Annotated in this window: 23 protein-coding genes and 1 pseudogene; 18 read left to right on the top strand and 6 right to left on the bottom strand. The window is 48.1% G+C overall.

The annotated features are described in order from the left end of the window. Positions 1-93: 93 nt before the first annotated feature. The gene (locus tag FVR03_RS11755; RefSeq protein WP_222707217.1) at positions 94-927 is read left to right on the top strand and encodes a potassium channel family protein; all 834 of its coding nucleotides are present in this window, start codon (positions 94-96) and stop codon (positions 925-927) included. Positions 928-1,208: 281 nt separating this feature from the next. Here the strand turns inward: FVR03_RS11755 and FVR03_RS11750 are convergent. The 4 genes and pseudogenes from FVR03_RS11750 to FVR03_RS11735 form a co-directional block, all read right to left on the bottom strand. Continuing rightward, a pseudogene (locus tag FVR03_RS11750) lies at positions 1,209-2,282 on the bottom strand (IS481 family transposase). A 241-nt stretch (positions 2,283-2,523) separates the two neighbouring features. Beyond that, positions 2,524-2,763, bottom strand: a complete 240-nt coding sequence (locus FVR03_RS11745; RefSeq protein WP_147921947.1) for a copper chaperone — start codon at positions 2,761-2,763, stop codon at positions 2,524-2,526. A gap of 164 nt (positions 2,764-2,927) precedes the next feature. Continuing rightward, positions 2,928-3,377, bottom strand: a complete 450-nt coding sequence (locus tag FVR03_RS11740) for a DUF305 domain-containing protein (protein WP_147921946.1) — start codon at positions 3,375-3,377, stop codon at positions 2,928-2,930. 169 nt (positions 3,378-3,546) lie between these two features. Next, positions 3,547-4,002 carry a DUF1016 N-terminal domain-containing protein gene (locus tag FVR03_RS11735; protein ID WP_187270137.1) on the bottom strand — a complete coding sequence of 152 codons (456 nt, stop codon included), beginning with the start codon at positions 4,000-4,002 and terminating at the stop codon, positions 3,547-3,549. Between the two features lie 917 nt (positions 4,003-4,919). On the opposite strand from FVR03_RS11735, the gene FVR03_RS11730 reads away from it, so the two are divergent. Then, on the top strand, positions 4,920-5,375 hold the full coding sequence (locus FVR03_RS11730) for a DUF2892 domain-containing protein (protein WP_147921944.1): 456 nt from the start codon (positions 4,920-4,922) through the stop codon (positions 5,373-5,375). Between the two features lie 156 nt (positions 5,376-5,531). On the opposite strand, the gene FVR03_RS11725 is transcribed toward FVR03_RS11730, so the two are convergent. After that, positions 5,532-6,329, bottom strand: coding sequence for a cytochrome c oxidase assembly protein (locus FVR03_RS11725; protein ID WP_147921943.1), 798 nt, complete (start codon positions 6,327-6,329; stop codon positions 5,532-5,534). A gap of 13 nt (positions 6,330-6,342) precedes the next feature. After that, positions 6,343-6,813, bottom strand: a complete 471-nt coding sequence (locus FVR03_RS11720) for a DUF2243 domain-containing protein (RefSeq protein WP_147921942.1) — start codon at positions 6,811-6,813, stop codon at positions 6,343-6,345. Between the two features lie 214 nt (positions 6,814-7,027). On the opposite strand from FVR03_RS11720, the gene FVR03_RS11715 reads away from it, so the two are divergent. The 16 genes from FVR03_RS11715 to FVR03_RS11640 all read left to right on the top strand — a co-directional run bounded on the left by FVR03_RS11715 (position 7,028) and on the right by FVR03_RS11640 (position 19,155). Beyond that, complete coding sequence (locus FVR03_RS11715; protein ID WP_147921941.1) at positions 7,028-7,222, top strand: YgaP family membrane protein; 195 nt, start codon at positions 7,028-7,030, stop codon at positions 7,220-7,222. Between the two features lie 35 nt (positions 7,223-7,257). After that, positions 7,258-7,644: a DUF302 domain-containing protein gene (locus tag FVR03_RS11710; protein WP_147921940.1), complete on the top strand. Its 387-nt coding sequence runs from the start codon at positions 7,258-7,260 to the stop codon at positions 7,642-7,644. A 164-nt stretch (positions 7,645-7,808) separates the two neighbouring features. Then, positions 7,809-8,414: a class I SAM-dependent methyltransferase gene (locus tag FVR03_RS11705; protein WP_187270136.1), complete on the top strand. Its 606-nt coding sequence runs from the start codon at positions 7,809-7,811 to the stop codon at positions 8,412-8,414. A gap of 53 nt (positions 8,415-8,467) precedes the next feature. Next, positions 8,468-9,310: a universal stress protein gene (locus FVR03_RS11700; protein WP_147921938.1), complete on the top strand. Its 843-nt coding sequence runs from the start codon at positions 8,468-8,470 to the stop codon at positions 9,308-9,310. Between the two features lie 56 nt (positions 9,311-9,366). Beyond that, on the top strand, positions 9,367-10,764 hold the full coding sequence (locus tag FVR03_RS11695; protein ID WP_147921937.1) for a porin: 1,398 nt from the start codon (positions 9,367-9,369) through the stop codon (positions 10,762-10,764). Between the two features lie 162 nt (positions 10,765-10,926). Further along, positions 10,927-12,270 (top strand): MBL fold metallo-hydrolase, encoded by a 1,344-nt coding sequence (locus FVR03_RS11690; protein WP_147921936.1) that lies wholly within the window; start codon positions 10,927-10,929, stop codon positions 12,268-12,270. Positions 12,271-12,325: 55 nt separating this feature from the next. Beyond that, complete coding sequence (locus tag FVR03_RS11685; protein ID WP_147921935.1) at positions 12,326-12,637, top strand: rhodanese-like domain-containing protein; 312 nt, start codon at positions 12,326-12,328, stop codon at positions 12,635-12,637. After that, positions 12,624-12,824, top strand: a complete 201-nt coding sequence (locus FVR03_RS11680; RefSeq protein ID WP_147921934.1) for a hypothetical protein — start codon at positions 12,624-12,626, stop codon at positions 12,822-12,824. Before FVR03_RS11685 ends, FVR03_RS11680 begins: the two co-directional genes overlap by 14 nt. A gap of 242 nt (positions 12,825-13,066) precedes the next feature. Further along, positions 13,067-14,056 carry a thioredoxin-disulfide reductase gene (gene trxB / locus FVR03_RS11675; protein ID WP_147921933.1) on the top strand — a complete coding sequence of 330 codons (990 nt, stop codon included), beginning with the start codon at positions 13,067-13,069 and terminating at the stop codon, positions 14,054-14,056. Continuing rightward, positions 14,053-14,292, top strand: coding sequence for a hypothetical protein (locus FVR03_RS11670; RefSeq protein ID WP_147921932.1), 240 nt, complete (start codon positions 14,053-14,055; stop codon positions 14,290-14,292). The genes trxB and FVR03_RS11670 overlap by 4 nt, the downstream gene beginning before the upstream one ends. 21 nt (positions 14,293-14,313) lie before the next feature. Beyond that, positions 14,314-14,961 (top strand): Crp/Fnr family transcriptional regulator, encoded by a 648-nt coding sequence (locus FVR03_RS11665; RefSeq protein WP_147921931.1) that lies wholly within the window; start codon positions 14,314-14,316, stop codon positions 14,959-14,961. Positions 14,962-15,116: 155 nt separating this feature from the next. Next, positions 15,117-15,980 (top strand): sulfite exporter TauE/SafE family protein, encoded by an 864-nt coding sequence (locus tag FVR03_RS11660; protein WP_147921930.1) that lies wholly within the window; start codon positions 15,117-15,119, stop codon positions 15,978-15,980. 129 nt (positions 15,981-16,109) lie between these two features. Then, positions 16,110-17,525, top strand: a complete 1,416-nt coding sequence (locus tag FVR03_RS11655; protein ID WP_147921929.1) for an MBL fold metallo-hydrolase — start codon at positions 16,110-16,112, stop codon at positions 17,523-17,525. Positions 17,526-17,729: 204 nt separating this feature from the next. Then, positions 17,730-18,059 (top strand): rhodanese-like domain-containing protein, encoded by a 330-nt coding sequence (locus FVR03_RS11650; RefSeq protein WP_147921928.1) that lies wholly within the window; start codon positions 17,730-17,732, stop codon positions 18,057-18,059. Between the two features lie 75 nt (positions 18,060-18,134). Further along, positions 18,135-18,692, top strand: a complete 558-nt coding sequence (locus FVR03_RS11645) for a YeeE/YedE family protein (RefSeq protein ID WP_187270135.1) — start codon at positions 18,135-18,137, stop codon at positions 18,690-18,692. Positions 18,693-18,741: 49 nt separating this feature from the next. Further along, on the top strand, positions 18,742-19,155 hold the full coding sequence (locus FVR03_RS11640; RefSeq protein ID WP_147921927.1) for a YeeE/YedE family protein: 414 nt from the start codon (positions 18,742-18,744) through the stop codon (positions 19,153-19,155). Positions 19,156-19,240 lie beyond the last annotated feature (85 nt).

Below are 19,240 nucleotides of genomic sequence, written 5' to 3'. Positions count from 1 at the left end.
AGACTTTGTGACGAAGGCAGTGTGGAATATTTTCTTTGTAGCTGCGGGTAAGAAAGGAAGGTCTAAGCTACTGGTTATGCAGGACCGACTGTTTTGATAGCAACTCTTCTTATATGGATCCTGGGGCTTTGGATGGGATTGTTACTAGTGTTGTTATCCAATCCAGACTCTATTGTAAGCAGTAGCACTTTAGCAAGAGCCAGCGTCTCAGAAAAACTGTATTACGCGGGGTTTTCCCTCTCCACGCTTGGCGTAGGCGACTACAAAGCAACTACCGACACTTGGCGCATAATAACCAGTATCGCAGCCTTTTCAGGCTTAGCTTTTATCACCGCCTCCGTCACTTATTTTTTACCAGTACTCTCTGCCGTGGGTCTGCAAAGCAAGCTGAGCCTCTATATCAACAGTATGGGCAGAACCCCGCAACTGATGCTTATTAACAGCTGGAACGGCAAAGGCTTTTCCTCTTTTTTCGATAACACATCTGACCTGTGCCAGATGTTGCTGCAACATTCTATGAACCACCACTCCTATCCAGTGATCCACTACTTTCACAATAATACGCTAAAGCAGTCCATTGCTCCGGCTATCGTACTGCTGCATGAAACATGCCTACTGCTAAAACAGGCGGTATCGGATAAGACAGAATTGGATGTTCTTAAAATGAACATGCTTCAGACTACCTTAGATTCATACTTGGAAGTGATAAGAGGCGAGTTTGTAACAAACGCTTCTCCACAAATAAAGGCCCCGACTCCTGATCTTCAACAGCTGTATGAAGCAGGAATCCCTCTGAAAAATCAAGAGGAAATAACAAGAGGAACTTTAAATAAGAGCATACAGGAACGGCGAAAGCTACTTTCAGCACTGCTGGAAGCAGACGGTTGGTCTTGGCATGAGGTGTACCAGGCGCAAGATAGAACCTAAAAAACCGGAGTTACTGTTTCAGGCAAGATTTACTTCCACGGAAAAAGCACTTTCTGCCGGTTCAGCCGTAACCAGAACAGTAGAGGTGATCATAAAAGACAAACCTGTAGTAGTCAGAACTTGAACTGACAGTTTAGAGATTTCGGGCATTGTTCAGACGCCTGGTCCAGCCTATTTCTCTTACATGCCAAGATATGCCTACACTCGAAGTTGTCAAGGGTAAATAAACGGCTCGTACCTCGCCGCCCTTGACAACATCTCCTTTCGGCATGAAGTGGTATCTAAGAGGAATAGGCTTCAGAAGTAATTATACTTGTTGTCGCAGCACCTAATAACTTCATTCTTGCCAGGTGCAGCGAATCCAGCCAGGTCTGGCAGGGAGTTTTCCCGTAGCAGTACCTGCCAGAATGGGGCCTGCTCAGGTTGTATTCTACCAGCCACGCATCCAGGTCTTTCTGCAGCTGCTCTATCGAGCCATACACTTTCTTGCGGAAAGCCACCGCATAAAACTCTTCCTGGATGGTTTTGTGGAAGCGTTCACAGATGCCGTTGGTTTGCGGGCTCCTGGCTTTTGTTTTGGAGTGGTCTATATCCTCTATAGCCAGGTAAAGCTGGTACTCGTGGTGCTCTCTGGCTCCGCAGTACTCGGTGCCACGGTCAGTGAGGATACGCAAGAGCGGGATGTCATGCTGCTGGTAAAAAGGAAGCACTTTGTCATTGAGCGTGTCAGCGGCTACCAACGCATTCTTGCTGTCATAGAGCTTAGCAAAGGCCACCCTGGAGTAGGTGTCAATAAAAGTCTGCTGATAAATTCTGCCTACCCCTTTGATGGTGCCTACATAATAGGTGTCCTGTGCGCCCAGGTAGCCAGGGTGGTAAGTTTCAATCTCACCGTGTGCTTCTTTCTCCTGCTTTGCCTTCTCCAAAGCCACCAACTGTGCTTCTGTTAGCACTGAACCTTCCTGAGCTACTTTAGCCTCCAGTGCTTTGAGGCGCTTTTTGAACGTCTCCAGGTTATGCCGGAGCTAAACACTCCTTACTCCACCAGGTGAGATGAACAGGCCCCGCTTCTTTAGCTCATTGCTCACTCGAAGCTGCCCATAGGCAGGTTGCTCTGTTGCGATGGCCACCACAACCTCTTCTACTTGAGCAGATACACGATTAGCAGGTAAGGGCTTGCTGCGACTCATATCTCGGAGAGCTGCTTCTCCTCCTGTTTCATACAACTCCTTGAAGCGGTAGAAGCTGTCACGGCTATAGCCCATGATCTTGCAGGCTTGACTGACATTGCCTAGCTGCCTGGCCAGCTCTAACAGGCCAAGCTTAGGTTTGATGATCTTTTCGTCGATACTCATGGCTTAATCTGTTTGATTGAAGTTAATAAAAATTTAAATCAACCGTCAGATCAAGTCTTGACTATTTCATATTATCTATCTCTGCTTAGCTAGATTTAAGTTCTCGGATTTGCTTGGCGCTGGCTTCTACCTTTATCAGCTGGGGTTTTAGTAAAATCCATTTGGTGTCTGCCTGGCTTTAAATGGCAGGCACTCCTAATTTGGAGCAAGCCTAAAACTCCTAACAGCTTCTGCTATTGGTTTACAAGTCCTTGCCACCTATGCCTATAACCCGGATGATTTCAGCCTTGAATCCTGCTTGCTTCACCACGTTTTCAATCCTTTGGGGATCAAGATCTGTGCCGGAGACACTTAAGATGTTTTCTATGCTTCCAGTATCTAGTTTCCACCTGCTGATACTTTCTTCTTTATCCAGATAAGGTGCTACCCTGGACAAGGATTCCTCATTATCTATGTTAGTTTTAAACTTGATTATTTCCATAGTAACACGCGCTTTTACTTCATATGAACGGAACCGTTAGCACCAGATTGTGCAACGGCTACACAGTTTAAATTACAGCCTTGCCGCTTCCCAGTAAAGGACCAGCTTCGTTCTTATACATGTATCACCAAGAATAAGATGTGGCCTTAGTTACAGTATAGGATTTACCTCATTCTGGCCAAAATTGCCTTCATTTCTGCTATTTCTTTTTCCTGAGATTCTATGATCTGCTCCGTTAGTTTCTTCACTTCGGGGTCTTTTATGTTTGCTTCCTGACTTACCAAAATAGCTGAGGAGTGATGCGGGATCATGGACTTTAAAAACTGTTTATCATTAACTATGCTCTGTTTCCTTAGCATAAATAGTGTACCGGCAAAAACTACTATACTAACAGCTACAATGATACTGTTCAATTTTTTGTTTTGATACATCCCCGACATAAAACCTAACATAACCAGTGCCATAGGCGACACCATTAACAGGGCCATGTACAGGCGGTTCAGGTTCAGGTAGACATGATCAAACTTATCGGCATTCAAATACATCACCCCGTACATGATTATAAACGACACTCCGAGCATTAACGAAAACTTCTTATAATTTCCCTTTTCCATTATTTTAGTTTTAGAGTATAATCCTATGCTTTTGAAATTTCTTCAAGTAGGCAAGACTGCTTCTTGTTCAGGTATACCTATATGCCTATACTCAGGTTCACCTATAAATCTAAAGCCACTCCAACAGATGTCGGAGTGGCTTTGTAAATACCATGTTACTTGGCTATGCCTATACAGCAACGGGTACTGTTACTTTCAACTTGTCCCAACTAATGCTAATGGCTCCTTTGCCATTAGCATTAGTTGGGACCTGGTAGCGCTTCAACTCATCGTCCAGATAAATGATCGTCTTGATGTGCGTCCATGTCAATTGTCTCCGCAGTGCGGAGACAATCTGCTCGTCTTTGAAAATACTGGCGCAGCGGATACAGTGTAGCAACTGCTTCCGGCTCCACCCGGCACCGTACTCCAGCGTCAGCTGTTGGGGAAGTGCATTTACTATTTGCTTGCCATACTCAGCCGGGCTGTTTTTTAGTATCTCATCATTGAGGTGTTTGCCTACCAGCCAGTAAAGCTGCGTGATTTCAGCACTGACTGTAGAGGCCACTTTCTCACGGCTATGCGCGATGAGTTGCTTCACCTCATTTACAAGTAGTGAACCGTTCTGTATTTCTTCCTTTGTCAAAATTAAGGAGTCTGCTATACACGTTCTTGATCGGTCCTTGCAGGAATACTTAACGTGACGCCTAGAGTAGTTGCGTAACAGGCGGTTGCGCAAATATAAGGCTTAAACAAGTAGAAGAAAAATACTAAACTAATTCCCCTGCTTTACATCCACTGTTGTTCTCATTGACTTGGCTACTCTTTTTCCCCTTTTGTAGAATGGGCTAATAGTTATCCGGAACAGAGAACATAAGTAATCTGCTGTAGACAGAAAGGCTGGGTAGGGAATATGATTCCTGTTTATTAAGGGCTCTAAAAGCTCTTGCTTTATGCCAGTCCCCGTGCTGGGCTTCTTCACCTTGGACAGTGCGTGAGCTCCATAGCCTGCATCAGGGTGCTAAGAGCAAGTCAAGCCATCTTTCTGTCGCAGGTTAAACCAATGAAGCATAGCATTACTGGTATTTGTTTTTCAGGGTGCGCCAGTCTCAGAGGGACTCTGTTTAACATATTGTAAATCAATATATATTGATTTGGCTTTTGTGGAAACTTACGGTATGGTCCTTTTAAAAAAAATCAGCAGCATTGATTTCTGTAATTTTCCAAGTGTTGGAAAATATTTCCTAAGGTCAGCTTTGATCACAAGGTCTGTAGTCTTTAGAGCACGCAGTGGTGTACCACCGGGCAGCCTCTCTGTTTCTGTTGATAGAAATCCAGTTCTAAAATACACTATCCTGTCCATAGTCAAATTGCTGCCTGGCTTTTCTGGTATAGTTCGCTTTTTGAATGTGCGAAAATTTGTACATCTGAAGTACAACTAACATGGGGCAATGCTACAGCCGATAGGGTGCTTTTTAGAATTTGCCTTTTAGCTACACAGGCTTTTAGTATATACATTTTCCTGATCGGGTCGTATAGTTTATCAAATAATGCTTGTTCGCTATGGAAAAGGATAGTCAGGAAACAGAAGATCGGGTTAGAAGAAGTTCTACAGTTGCTGCAAACAACGAGATAGACCAGCAAACAATAGACAACATTAGAGCTTATGGCTATGATGACCCCGAACAAATTGAGGCCCGATTAAAAGAACTAGCCAGGGAATGGGACTTAGAACGTGCTCTGGAAACGAATGCAGCTACCTTAGCATTGTCAGGTGTGCTATTAGGTGCTTTTCATGACAAGCGTTGGTTCATACTCCCGGGTATAGTTACCACATTTTTGCTGCAACATGGCTTGCAGGGGTGGTGTCCGCCGCTGCCGCTGCTGCGAAAGCTTGGTCTTAGGACCCGTAAAGAAATAGGAGAAGAACGGTATGCCTTGAAAGCATTGCGCGGTGATTTCAACAACGTACGCAGCGTTACTACTCCCGAAGGTGCTCTGAATATAGTCAGATCGTAAAATCACTATGTTTTTTTAATTCTCGTGACCACCAAACAGGTAAGGTAAATACTTATACATGAATTAAAGGTAAGTGCCTGCCATTCCCTGGAAGCATTACTAGTTGCCGCTAAGCAAGTCTATGCCCTTGAAGCGCTTCCTTTTTTGGAAAATCTACTATGCAGAAGGAGCTGGAATTTTAGCGATGCTTCTTTTTCTGTACCAGCTAGCAAATAGCACTATAGCCAAAAGCAATTCTGAAAGGTCGCCCCAGTAATACATCAGCTTTGCCGCCTCCCTTATCTGGTCAGCGCTGTGTGGGGCGTTGAGCGGGTACAGGTACGCATACATAAACTTGCTCAGGAACGCATGGGCTGCCATGCTGATAAACAGCACAAAAACCCGAATACCAAAGGCTGGTCTTTTCGCCACTGGTTCCTGCCCAATCATTGACCAGGTGAACAAAAAGCCTGCCGCCAGAAAGTGAAAGTGTATCAGGTAGTGCAGGAAAGAGTTGGTAAGACTTTTAACATAGAGTGGAGTCAGGTAGAGCAGGTACATACCACCCATGTTAAGTAACAGCGCCGTTACCGGGTGGCTGAGCATGAAAAACGCCCTGCTTCTAAGAATAGCAGTAATGGTCCTGGCTAAATTTACTGGCAGCGCTTTTAAAGCTAACATAACAGGTGCGCCCAACACCAAAAACAAAGGTCCATACATCCCTAAAAGCAAGTGCTGCACCATATGCCCCACCAGATCCTGGTGCGCCCACCGCATCAGCGATGGCAACAGGGCTATACCCAGCAACACCAACCCAACGGTAAAGCATATCACTCTCCATCTTTGCCATCCCCCCTTCTCATTTAGGATACTGTAGTAAGCGAGCAAGTATAATACGGCAACAACTACAAGGAGCAGCAGCGGAATCCAATCCGGGAAAGTTGAGTCATGAAGTTGGTGAGAATCGTGCGTCATGATGATTAAAGCATCAAATACCTGTGTTGGTCATCTCGTTAAGTTTGGCTTTTCTCCATAGGTAAAGCCCGATTAGCAGTAACAGCAGGCCGGCAGCATTCCAGCTGATGTCGTAGGGCAACAAGTTCTCCACGTAGCGTATCTGATGTAAACGCAGCACCTTATGATCTACAATGCCATCGAAAAGCTGAAAACTACCTAGCCCCAAGAAGAACCAGGCCCAGGCTCTCCCAGTCACCAACGCATCCTGCCTTCGCAGGTCAAGCAGCATAAAGAAGCCGGCTACAACAGCGATCAGCTCGGCTGCGTGCAGCAAACCATCCGTCATCAAACCTACTTCGGTTGTAGATCGGTCGTAGAAGTGGTGCCAGGCAAGAATCTGGTGAAAGATGATCTCATCTACAGCGGCCATCACCCCTACTCCTACGAGTGCCGCCGCCTGCATGGATCTTCGTTTGGTATGTGGCGCTACCTGCTGGTTCATCTACATAATTATAGGGAACGATACTTGTTCCTGTACTACGCGCGGTAAAATGTATTGTTCAGCTCCCCTTTAGGTTGTCACACAGTATAAAAGCAGCCAGTTCGGTAGGCCCTTATCAGAGTGGTAAAGGTTCCATTGATCTGGAACACTCTTAAAAGACCTGCGTTAATTAATTTGCTATCGTTGACAATCAGACCATTTAACTTAGAAAGCTATGACAAAGAACATGGGAGCTACAGACCGTATTGTAAGGTCAGCACTGGCAGCGGGGACAGCAGCCCTAATTGCCACCAGGTCAGTTAAAGGGCCCGCTGCCATTGTCTTAGGAGGCCTGGCAACCATCTTTGCGCTTACAGGCTCCGTAGGACATTGCCCTGCTTATGATGTGGCCGACATCAACACCCTATAAGTCCAAAAGCAATTAAGCACTAAAAACAACAAGCTATGAGTTATCACTTAAGTAAGAAGATTAACGGCTCTTTTGACGTCGTCACCACCAAAGTAAAGGAAGCCCTGCAACAGGAAGGTTTCGGCGTGATCAGCGAAATAGATCTCAAGGAGAAGTTCAAGGAAAAGCTGAAGGTAGATTTCAGGAACTACAAGATACTGGGTGCCTGCAACCCTAGGCTGGCACACCAGGCCATACAGCAGGAAGCCAACATCGGCGTGATGCTGCCCTGCAATGTGTTGCTGCAGGAGCATGAAAATGGAGAAGTGGAGGTAACCGCTATCAACCCAATGGAGACGATGGCTGCCGTTAATAACCCAAATCTTTCCTCCTTAGCAGAAGAGGTAAGCCAAAAGCTTAAAACTGCGATCAATAATCTCTAAGGATTGATCAACCGTGAATTATAGGAAGGCTGTGCTGAAAAGTGCAGCCTTTTTTAATTACCTGACTGCCTAATGTTCACTTTAAGAGGCTTGTGTAACCAATGTCACTGAACCAAGGAATACCATGCCACATCTTTGCATGAGTTAACTTAAAAAACATCACTATGGAAGACTTCTGGAATGACCGCTATAGCCAGCAGCAGATGGTTTACGGCGCTGAGCCTAATGCATTTTTCAGAGAGCAACTACAGCACCTGACGCCTGGGAAGCTCTTGTTGCCTGCCGAAGGGGAAGGAAGGAATGCGGTATATGCGGCCCTGAAAGGATGGCAGGTAACAGCTTTCGATTTCAGCGACGCAGGTCATCAAAAAGCCTTGGCACTGGCAGAGCAGCGTGGCATTAGCATTACCTATCAGGTTACGGATGCCGCGCAATACACCTGTGAGCCTGAGAGCCTGGATGCTGTGGCACTTATTTATGCGCATTTCCCCCCCGCGCTGCGCCAGCAGCTTCACCACAACATAGTATGCTGGCTCAAACCCGGCGGCTCAGTCATCTTGGAAGCTTTTCACCCGAATCAGTTGGGCTATAGTTCCGGCGGCCCCAAAGACAAAAGCATGCTCTATACTGCCGGGATGCTGCAGGCTGACTTCAGCCCCCTAACAATTCAGCAACTGGAAGAAGTAGAAATACAGCTGAACGAAGGGGCTTACCACAGCGGAGCAGGCTATGTAACCAGAATGGTGGCTCAGAAGCAGGGGGCCGTTTAAGAGAATATGTACAGCAAAAAACAAATACTTAAAGGCTAGCAGCCATTTCTGAAATGAGAGATAAACTGAACGTCATGGTGCCGGTAGATTTCACTCCGGTGTCTTACAGAGCAATTGAATTCCTGGCTTTCCTGATGGATAAGACGCCCATCAACACCCACCTGGTGCATGTCATCGAAGTGAACTCAGCTGAATGGGCAGGCTCTATAGCAGCATCAGACACACTCAATAAAGCTGAACTAACGCAAGCAGCACAGCTGGCAGAACAGAAATTCGCAACACTGAAACAGCACGTGGACTTCAGTTTCGCGAAGGAAGTCGTTTTCGGCGGATTAACCACATCGCTCGCAACATACGCTGACCGACATCGCATTGACTTGATCATCATGGGAACAGCAGGTGCCGATGGCTGGCTCGAGAAAGTCTCGGGATCCGAGGCGCAGCATGTGGTAAGGTTCACCGACATTCCGGTCGTCACCATTCATAAAGATGCCGCTATCTCCCCTATTGAGAACTTGCTATGGGTGGCAGACTTTGAGGCCGAAAAACAGCCGGAACAAAGCATCGCAACCATTAAAATGCTGCAACAGCTCTTTAACGCAAAGCTGCACCTGCTGCAGATTATAAACGAGGAAGATGAAGGTCGGGCCCAACAACTGAAGGGTAAGATGCAGCGTTTTGCGGAGCAATTGGGCTTACAGCATTACGAGCTGCACCTGCACCATAACTATAAAGTGCCGGCTGGTGTGCGCAACTTTAACGAAGTTTCGGCCATGGACCTGGTACTGATTGGCACGCACGGCCGTAAAGGTATCAGCCACCTGTTCTACGGCAGTATCGCGGAAACGCTGGTAAACCACTGCATCCGCCCCTTGATGACCTATCATCTTAACTAATGCCCTCTCTCCTCTATGTGCAGCTCAGGCTGCACATAGTATTTACACCAAATACAATGCGTATCAGATTCATACTGTTGGCTATGCTGGCCACAGGGTTCAGTTGGGGTACGGCTTCAGCCCAGAAACACCATGAAGCGCACGAACCGGACACAGTACAGGTAAAGAGCGTGCAGGAGCTTTTTACGAAAGGCACGGTGCACGGGCATGTCCGCAATTACTTTATGGCTACCTGGAACCACCACCAGCTCTCCGATAACTATGCCAATGCCATCGGCGCCGAGATAGCCTTCAAAACAGCAACGTTCCATGGCTTCAGAATGGGTTTTGCCGGGTTGTTTACCTATAACCTGTTCTCTTCCGGCATGACTCACCGTGACCACGTTACAGGCAAATACCCTAAGCTTGAATTGGAGCTTTTTGATGTGGAAGACCCGCAAAACAAAGCCGATCTGGACCGCCTGGATGAACTGTACCTGGAATACAAAGCAGGGTGGCTACACGCGAAAGCCGGCCGGTTCAGCTTTACTTCTCCCCTGATGAATCCGCAGGATACCCGCATGAAGCCTTACTCCTTTCAGGGTATAAATCTTAAATTTCCGATACAAGACAAAGCACTGTTGACACTTGCCTGGTTTGATCATTTCTCTCCGCGCAGTACAGTGGAATGGTTCAAAGCAGGGGAGTCTATAGGTATATTTCCCACAGGGGTTGATATGCAAGGCAACCGATCAGGTCATGCACACCATACTGAAACCAGGGGCGTTGCCGTAACAGGGTTACAGGTAAATACAGGGTTTGCCAAGCATAGCATCACTGCTGAAGTATGGAACTACTGGATCGAGAATGTGTCCAATACCAGCTACGGCCGGGCAACGATAGAGATTGCACCGCGAGTAAAAGCGGGTTTAGAAGGACTTTACCAGGAGCAGGCAGGCAACGGGGGCGATCAGGAAGAAGCGCTGGCTTATTTCCCTGATCAGCAACAATGGCTGGTCGGCAGTCAGCTGGCTTACGAGCCAGGGAGTTGGAGCATGTCGTTTAACTACCTGCATATAGATGGGAACGGTCGCTTTTTGTTTCCTCGGGAATGGGGTCGTGAGCAGTTCTTTGCCACGCTCTCCAGGGGCAGAATGGAAGGCACGGGTAGATCAGACTTGCTTGTAGCCAAAGTAAAGAGGCGATGGTCGGACAGGCTGTCTGTAGAAGTGGCTGCGTCCAAAGCGTGGATGCCAGCCCTGGGTAACTATAGGCATAACAAGTACGGAGCTGTGCCCTACATTGGCTGGCTAGTTGACATCAGCTATAGCCCGGTAAAACCTATCCTGAAAGGTCTGAACTTCCGGTTGCTTTATGTAGGCAAAACTTCGCCGGGTACTGACCTGCCGCTCGAAGCAATGTACTACAACACCAACTTTCACAACCTGAATTTTGTAACACAGCTAAACTTTTAGTCTGTGACCGAATCCTGATGGCACTGTTGTCTGCACCAACCCCATAGCTGCACCTGATCAATGCAGTACAATCGGTTGTGTGACAAACATCACTGAACCAGGCTCGCATATACTTTAATTTTGTGTCAGAAAGTTTAATAAACCGAGATATATCAGAAACCTATGAAAATTAAACAGTTTGAAGACAATGGCTTAGCCCATTATTCATACGCGATCTTAAGCGAGTGCGCACAAGAAGTAGTATTGGTTGACCCGGCGCGTGACCCCCAGCCATACTATGACTATGCCAATGAGCACGATGCCAAAATTATTGGTGTCATCGAAACACATCCACACGCTGACTTTGTAAGCTCGCACCTGGAGATACACCAGAAGACCGGCGCCACCATTTACACGCACAGCATGGTAGGAGCCGATTACCCGCACCAGGCCTTTGACGAAGGTGCTGAACTGCAGCTTGGTAAAATCAAATTAAAGTCGCTGCACACACCTGGCCACTCCCCTGACGGCATCAGTATCGTGCTCGAGCACGAAGGAAAGGATAAAGCAGTATTCACGGGCGATACCTTGTTCATTGGTGACGTGGGCCGCCCGGACCTGCGTGAGAGTGCCGGTAACGTCACGGCCAAGCGTGAGGAACTGGCCCGCCAGATGTACCACAGCACACGCGAAAAGCTGATGAAGCTGGCCGACGAGGTGGTGGTATACCCTGCCCACGGAGCTGGCTCGTTGTGCGGCAAGGGCCTGAGCGATGCCAACAGCAGCACTATCGGGGACGAGAAGATGGGCAACTATGCCCTCAAGCCCATGAGCGAGGAGGAGTTCGTGAAAGTGTTGACAGAGGATCAGCCTTTCGTTCCAAAATACTTCGGCTACGATGTGACTCTCAACAAGCAGGGTGCTCCGGGCCACAGGCCAAGTGTAGAGGGAGTGGTAAGATTTGAAAACAACTTTAAGCCGGAGGATGGTGCCATGGTGGTAGACGCCCGAACCGAGAAAACCTTTAAGAAAGGTCACATCAAAGGGGCTATCAACATCCAGAACGGCGGCAAGTTTGAAACCTGGCTGGGCAGCATCGTTGGCCCGGAGGAGAGTTATTACCTGGTGGCTGAAAGCGAGGAGGAGTTGAAGGAACTGATATCCAAGGCTGCTAAAATTGGCTACGAACTCCTGATAAAAGGTGCATTTATCTATGACCAGGCCTCCGGTGAGGAGAGCGAGGTTTTTGACAGAGAGTCGTTCGAATCCAAAAGAGATGGCTTCACCATTGTTGACATCCGCAACACCTCAGAAGTAAAGGCTGGTAAGTTCTTTGAGAACGCCATCAACATTCCGTTACCGGAACTGAGAGAGCGGGCAAGCGAGATTCCTAAAGACAAACCAGTGGTGGTGCATTGCGCCGGCGGTTACCGCTCCGCCGCAGGTAGCAGTATTGTGGAGTCTGCACTGCCCGATGTGAAGGTGCTGGACATGAGCGAAGCAGTTACGGAACTGAAGCAACAATAATAACATGCAATAGCCCCGCAACAGGGGCTATTGCCTAACATAACTTAAAATAATTATGAGCTATAAAGATATATCCGGAGAGGAGCTGAAAAAGCTTCGCGAGGAACAACCAGATGCTGTTGTGGTGGAAGTTCGCACGCCTTTGGAAGTAAGCCAGGGCAAAATACCGGGCGCGCAGGTAATAGACCTGATGGATGCCCGGTTTCCGCAAAAAGTAGAAGCGCTGGACAAAAACAAACCGTATGTGCTCTACTGTAGGTCGGGCAACAGAAGTGCCCAAGCCTGCAACTATATGGCGGGGCAAGGATTTACAAAGCTTTATAACCTGAGCGGCGGCATTGGCAACTGGCCTTATGAAACTGAATAATGTGTCCCTTAATGCCAGCACTAAACTGGTGCTAAGCATGCTGATAGGGGCCATTTCAGGATATTTGTTTTACGCCTTTTATGGGTGTGACGGCAGCTGCATGATCAGTTCCAGCCCCCTGAACAGCACACTGTATGGTACCGCAGCAGGAGCCATACTATCCAGAAGATTTGCAGCAAAGAAATAAATGAGCTTTAAAAGCTGCCTGTGCCATATTAGTGCAGGCAGCTTTTACTTTAAAGGTCGTTGCCAGGTGACCCGATCAACAATCCTTCACCTGACTTGTTTGTGACAAAAATCACAGAAGACTGAAACATAAAATCTTTCCTTTGTAATGTATGACAGCCTGGGTTCGCAGGCTGTCATCACCTGTATATTTGAGACTTAAATTAAAGAGCAGTGAGCGCCTTGCAACAGTACGAAATAAACATGGAAACAGAAAAGGTAAAAGTGTTGATCATTGGTTCCGGTCCGGCAGGCTACACAGCTGCCATTTATGCGTCCAGGGCAGGATTGAATCCGGTGCTGTACCAGGGCTTGCAGCCCGGAGGCCAGCTCACCATCACAAACGATGTGGAGAACTACCCCGGCTACCCGGATGGCATCAATGGCCCGCAGATGATGGAAGACTTCAAACGCCAGGCAGAGCGCTTTGGCACCGATGTGCGCTACGGCATCGCCACCGCTGTGGATTTCTCTTCCAAGCCGCACAGAGTAATGATAGACGACCAAAAGCTAATAGAAGCCGAAGCTGTTATCATCTCGACAGGTGCGTCTGCTAAATGGCTGGGGCTGGAATCGGAAGCGCGCCTGAACGGTAGTGGAGTATCGGCTTGTGCCGTGTGCGATGGCTTCTTCTACCGCGGGCAGGATGTGGCTATAGTTGGTGCCGGCGATACGGCAGCCGAAGAAGCAACTTATCTGGCTAACCTGGCAAACAAGGTATACATGATCGTGCGCCGGGATGAGATGCGTGCTTCTACCATCATGCAGGAGCGGGTAAAGAAAACCCAGAACATTGAGATCCTTTGGAACACAGTGACAGACGAGATATTGGGCCATCAGACGGTGGAAGGCGTTAGAGTGAAGAACACGATCACAAACGAAACACTTGCAATAGCAGTGAAAGGGTTCTTTGTAGCCATTGGCCATAAACCTAACTCCGACATTTTTGCCGATTACCTGAACCTGGATGGAAACGGCTATATCCGTACGATAGCGGGAACATCCAAAACGAATATAGACGGCGTCTTCGCCTGTGGCGACGTGCAGGACTTTACGTACCGCCAGGCAGTAACAGCAGCTGGTTCAGGCTGTATGGCCGCCCTGGATGCGGAACGCTACCTTGCTTCGCTGGAGTCTGAAACTGCTACTGAGCAGGAACAGGATGCGACACTAAGCTTTTCTGAGAAGGCATGATAAAGATATTAAAGTATCAACACCTCACAGGCTGGCATCTGGCCCGCTGGATACGCCTGGTGCTGGGAATAGCACTGCTGGTACAGGCTGTAGCGACAAGTGACCTGCTGGTAGGTGCTCTCTCCCTTGTACTGTTATTTCAGGCTATTACTAACTCAGGTTGTTGTGGACCTTCAGGCTGCAGCGTTCCTCAGAATAAACAGGATATAAAAGGTACTACCGGACCTACTACTTAAAATAACGTACAGAGAAAGTATATGGAAAGCAAAAATAAAAATGACCTCCTTCAAAAGTTCTCGCAGTTAGAGCAGCCCCTGCTGGATGAGATACTGGCGCAAAGCACCATCAAAAGACTGGAAGAAGGTGAAGAGGCCCTGCGTACCGGCCAGTACATCAAGTCTACTGTGCTGCTTTCTAAAGGTCTGCTGAAAGTTTACCGCGAGGATGAAGAAGGCAATGAATTCCTGATGTACTACCTGGAACCGGGGAATGCCTGTGCGCTTTCCATGATGTGTACCGCCCGTGATGAACAGAGCCAGATTAGGGTGAAAGCGGTGGATGAGTCAGATATCATTCTAATACCATCACACCTTTCAGAACTATGGCTTGCCAAATATAAAAGCTGGCACAACTTCGTGATTGCCTCTTACCGGCAGCGGTTTGAAGAACTATTGCAAACGCTGGATAGCATAGCGTTCAAAGGATTAGACGAAAGGCTGATTTTTTACCTGAAGCGCCATTTAAAAGTAAGCGGGAAGGAAGTAAAACTGTCTCACCAGCAAATTGCCCATGAGCTCAGCAGCTCCAGAGAAGTGATCTCCAGGCTATTGAAAAAACTAGAGCAAACTGGAGCGGTCACACTCCACCGAAACTACATCGAGGTGCATGATTTGGACCTGGTATAAACAGAAGGGCAAAAATAAGAAAGGCGGCTTGGAAAGGAACAAGCCGCCTTTCTATTTAAATATTTTTTAAGCGTTCCCTTCTTTGTGACAACAGTCACTGAGGGGGCTTTTAGCTTGCCATACCTTTGTAGCATTAACTTAAAGCAACATAGGAAATGGAAATACTCGGATACATTGCAGCGATGCTAATTGGTCTTTCACTGGGCCTGATTGGCGGCGGCGGCTCTATACTTACCGTACCGGTACTGGTCTACTTAATCGGCCTGAACCCGATCCTCTCTACGGCCTATTCCCTTTTTATCGTGGGCCTGACCAGTCTGGTTGGCTCCTGGAAGTTCTATAAGAAAGGCTTGGTGAGCCTTAAAACGGCTGTGGTGTTTGGCCTTCCATCTATTGTAGCCGTGTATGCCACACGCCGTTACATCGTGCCGGCCATCCCGGAGAACATCTTCTCGGTAGGTGACTTTATCGTTACCAAGGGGGTGCTCCTGATGCTCCTGTTTGCCGGCCTGATGGTATTTGCCTCCATCTCCATGATCAAAAACAAAAAAGAGGCACCGGCAGAACCAGCTGATACGGTAAACGAGAATATGGACACAGAACTGGACGTGGAGCGCATAGACCCAGCTGAAAAGCACCCAAAGCCAACGTTCAACTATGGCGGCATCCTGGCCGAAGGGTTGGTGGTCGGTACGCTTACCGGACTGGTAGGGGCAGGCGGCGGTTTTCTGATCATCCCGGCGCTGGTGCTCTTCAGCAAGCTGGACATGAAAATGGCGGTGGGGACCTCCCTGCTGATCATCGCGGTCAAGTCGCTCTTCGGCTTCCTCGGCGACATCTATAACTACGAGATCGACTGGCTGTTTCTGGCTATATTCTCCATCATCTCCATTGCAGGTATTTTCATCGGGACCTTCCTTTCCACTAAGGTGCATGCCGAAAAATTGAAGATCTCTTTTGGATGGTTCGTGCTGATTATGGGCATCTATATTATCATCAAAGAGATATTTTTCGCCTAAGCATAGTAGCGTGATATAAGTCACAGACACAGGCTGCTCTTATTCCGAAATTTGTAATGTCATCAAGGTTAAAGGGGGTGACAATAAACTTAGAAACTAAAAAACCGAAAACTAAAAATATCAGCTACCATGAAAGTAGAACAGATCTATACCGGTTGCCTAGCACAAGGCGCTTACTATATCGAGAGCAACGGCGAGGCCGCTATCATTGACCCGCTGCGCGAGGTTAGACCATACCTGGAAAAGGCAGAGAAAGACAATGCCCATATAAAGTACGTGCTGGAGACGCACTTCCACGCCGACTTCGTATCTGGCCACGTGGATTTGGCTAAGGCTTCCGGCGCCACCATTGTCTTCGGGCCGAATGCCAAGACGACCTATGACGCTTACATTGCAAAAGATGGTGAGGAGCTGAAGGTGGGTGATGTAAGAATAAAAGTGCTGCATACGCCGGGGCATACCATGGAGTCCACCACTTATCTGCTCATAGATGAGGACGGTAAAGATTATGCATTGTTCTCGGGTGATACGTTGTTCATAGGAGATGTGGGACGTCCGGACCTGGCCGCAAAATCTGACCTGACACAAGAACAACTGGCCGGGCACCTGTACGACTCGCTGCGCAACAAGATTATGACCTTTGCAGAGGATGTAATCATTTTCCCGGCACACGGGGCGGGATCCGCTTGTGGTAAGAACATGAGCAAGGAGACAAGCGATACGCTGGGCAACCAGAAAAAAACGAACTACGCCCTTCGTGCCGACATGACCAAGGATGAATTCATCAAAGAAGTGACAGATGGCCTCACACCGCCGCCAAGTTATTTTCCGCTGAACGTGAAGATGAACAAGGAAGGCTACGACAACATTGAAAGTGTACTGGAACAAGGCCTGCAGGCCTTATCACCGGAAGCTTTTGAGGCGGCAGCAAATGAAAAAGGTGCCTTGGTGCTGGATACGCGCAGCCCGGAGACATTTGCAGCCGGTTTTATTCCTAACTCGATCAACATAGGCATCGATGGCAACTTTGCTCCCTGGGTAGGCACCTTGATTCCGGACATCAAGCAGCAGATACTGCTGGTGACGGACGAGGGCCGTGAGGAGGAGGTAGTGACGAGGCTGGCCCGCGTAGGCTACGACTATACGATCGGCTACCTAAATGGCGGCTTGGATGCCTGGAAGGCGGGCGGCAAAGAAGTAGATACCATCACTTCTATTTCAGCAGAAGCCTTCGCTAATCATTTTGAGCAGGACAATGCCATCAAGGTGGTGGACGTGCGCAAACCGGGCGAGTTCCAGGCCGAGCACGTGGAGACAGCCCAAAGCGCTCCGCTTGATTACCTGAACGAGTACTTGGCAGAGCTGCCGAAAGAAGAAACCATGTTCCTGCACTGCGCCGGAGGCTACCGCTCCATGATCGCAGCTTCCATTCTGAAAGCGAGAGGATTTGAGAATCTAGTGAATGTAGAGGGTGGCTTCAAGGCTATTGCAGCGACAAGTGTTCCTAAAACGGCTTTCGTCTGCCCTTCCACATTGAAATCATAATTTGTTTTAGTTTAGATGTTTAGTATTGGCCGGGGTTTGCAAAAGCTTACCCCGGTTCTTGCTTAAGCATGTATAAAGGCGGGCAAACACCTGATTTTTTAATGAAAATTCCTTGCGTGACCAAAGTCACAGACACAGGCTGCTATTATACCGACCTTTGTACTGTAATGGAAAAACAGTAATCATCTAAGAAGAATAAGAGCTATGTTCAACATATTCGGATCAAAACCAAAAAACTACGATAACCTGGACGGAAATAACTTTAGAGCCAGGTATCAGAACGCTCCAAAAGCAGCGCTGCTGGATGTGAGAACGGCCGGTGAGTTTGCCGGAGGTTCTATCAAAGGCGCTAAAAACCTGGACGTGACATCTTCCCAGTTTCAGCAGGCGCTGAAGACCATGGACAAAGACAAGGAGTATTTCCTGTTCTGCCGCAGCGGCAGCCGCAGCGGATCAGCCTGCGATATGATGAGCAAAGAAGGATTCAAAGCCTATAACCTGGCAGGCGGCAGCGGTGCCTGGCCAAGGGAATAAAGTATAAAAATAGGCTGGGCTGCTATCTGTTCCAGCCCAGCCCTATCTTCCAAACTCAAACTAAACGAGTAAGAAATGTTAGAATTTTTGAGTCAACCGTGGCCGTGGTACACATCGGGTATTGTCATTGCCTTTGTCATGGTACTGCTGCTGTTCTTCGGGAAATCATTTGGTGTGTCAGCCAACCTGCGCACTATCTGCTCAGCCTGCGGTGCGGGTAGAAATGTCAAATTCTTCGATTTTGACTGGCGCGCCCAGACCTGGAACCTGCTGTTTCTGGTAGGTGCCGTCACCGGCGGCTTCATCGCTGCTGAGTTTTTGTCAAACGGCGAGGCCGTGCAGATATCCCAGGCAACGATCCAGGACCTGAGCGCCCTTGGTATTTCAGCTCCGGATGGCATTCAGCCGGAAGAGATCTTTAGCCTGGAGGCAGCCTTCACGCTCAAAGGCTTCCTGATCCTGCTGCTGGGCGGGTTTGCCATCGGATTTGGGGCTCGTTATGCAGGCGGCTGTACATCAGGTCACGCCATCAGCGGGTTGTCTAACCTGCAGTTGCCATCGCTTATCGCCGTTATCGGCTTCTTTATCGGTGGTCTGGCCACTACCTGGATCCTGTTACCATTGATCTTCTAAAGAGAGCGGCTTCTATACAGCTATTATTAACCAAAAAAAATTTATTACCGTGAGAGGACTGAAATTTATAATTGCCGGATTGATCTTCGGTGTCGTGATGAGTAAATCGGAAGCTATCTCGTGGTTCCGTATCCAGGAGATGTTCCGCTTCCAATCGTTCCATATGTATGGTATTATCGGGACGGCAGTTATACTGGGTGTGATTATTACCTACATTATCAAAAAATACAAGCTGCGTGACGACCAAGGCAACCCGATCATTTTCACGCCGAAGGAAATGTCCGTGCCGCGTTACCTGATCGGAGGCACCATCTTCGGGTTAGGCTGGGCGCTGACTGGGGCTTGCCCGGGCCCCATGTTCGTAAACATCGGGTACCAGTACTGGGCGATATTGATAGCGGTAGTTGGTGCCATTGCCGGCACTTACCTGTACGGAGCTATAAAAGACAGATTACCGCATTAAAAGGTTTGGCTAAAAAGTAGAGTATGACTTGAAAGTCGCCGGCGTAAGTGCCGGTGGCCTTCTACCGTGTAAAGGCAGTAAGGCA

The sequence above is a fragment of the Pontibacter qinzhouensis genome (genome assembly GCF_008017455.1).
Lineage (GTDB): Bacteria > Bacteroidota > Bacteroidia > Cytophagales > Hymenobacteraceae > Pontibacter > Pontibacter qinzhouensis.
This window is presented reverse-complemented; position numbering and strand designations above follow the sequence as displayed.

Coding starts and splice junctions, on each gene's coding strand:
- FVR03_RS11740 (WP_147921946.1), bottom strand. CDS start 3,377: ATGGAAAAGGGAAATTATAAGAAGTTTTCGTTAATGCTCGGAGTGTCG.
- FVR03_RS11645 (WP_187270135.1), top strand. CDS start 18,135: ATGTTAGAATTTTTGAGTCAACCGTGGCCGTGGTACACATCGGGTATT.
- FVR03_RS11720 (WP_147921942.1), bottom strand. CDS start 6,813: ATGAACCAGCAGGTAGCGCCACATACCAAACGAAGATCCATGCAGGCG.
- FVR03_RS11705 (WP_187270136.1), top strand. CDS start 7,809: ATGGAAGACTTCTGGAATGACCGCTATAGCCAGCAGCAGATGGTTTAC.
- FVR03_RS11700 (WP_147921938.1), top strand. CDS start 8,468: ATGAGAGATAAACTGAACGTCATGGTGCCGGTAGATTTCACTCCGGTG.
- FVR03_RS11665 (WP_147921931.1), top strand. CDS start 14,314: ATGGAAAGCAAAAATAAAAATGACCTCCTTCAAAAGTTCTCGCAGTTA.
- FVR03_RS11710 (WP_147921940.1), top strand. CDS start 7,258: ATGAGTTATCACTTAAGTAAGAAGATTAACGGCTCTTTTGACGTCGTC.
- FVR03_RS11685 (WP_147921935.1), top strand. CDS start 12,326: ATGAGCTATAAAGATATATCCGGAGAGGAGCTGAAAAAGCTTCGCGAG.
- FVR03_RS11730 (WP_147921944.1), top strand. CDS start 4,920: ATGGAAAAGGATAGTCAGGAAACAGAAGATCGGGTTAGAAGAAGTTCT.
- FVR03_RS11745 (WP_147921947.1), bottom strand. CDS start 2,763: ATGGAAATAATCAAGTTTAAAACTAACATAGATAATGAGGAATCCTTG.
- trxB (WP_147921933.1), top strand. CDS start 13,067: ATGGAAACAGAAAAGGTAAAAGTGTTGATCATTGGTTCCGGTCCGGCA.
- FVR03_RS11715 (WP_147921941.1), top strand. CDS start 7,028: ATGACAAAGAACATGGGAGCTACAGACCGTATTGTAAGGTCAGCACTG.
- FVR03_RS11670 (WP_147921932.1), top strand. CDS start 14,053: ATGATAAAGATATTAAAGTATCAACACCTCACAGGCTGGCATCTGGCC.
- FVR03_RS11695 (WP_147921937.1), top strand. CDS start 9,367: ATGCGTATCAGATTCATACTGTTGGCTATGCTGGCCACAGGGTTCAGT.
- FVR03_RS11690 (WP_147921936.1), top strand. CDS start 10,927: ATGAAAATTAAACAGTTTGAAGACAATGGCTTAGCCCATTATTCATAC.
- FVR03_RS11680 (WP_147921934.1), top strand. CDS start 12,624: ATGAAACTGAATAATGTGTCCCTTAATGCCAGCACTAAACTGGTGCTA.
- FVR03_RS11725 (WP_147921943.1), bottom strand. CDS start 6,329: ATGACGCACGATTCTCACCAACTTCATGACTCAACTTTCCCGGATTGG.
- FVR03_RS11650 (WP_147921928.1), top strand. CDS start 17,730: ATGTTCAACATATTCGGATCAAAACCAAAAAACTACGATAACCTGGAC.
- FVR03_RS11660 (WP_147921930.1), top strand. CDS start 15,117: ATGGAAATACTCGGATACATTGCAGCGATGCTAATTGGTCTTTCACTG.
- FVR03_RS11655 (WP_147921929.1), top strand. CDS start 16,110: ATGAAAGTAGAACAGATCTATACCGGTTGCCTAGCACAAGGCGCTTAC.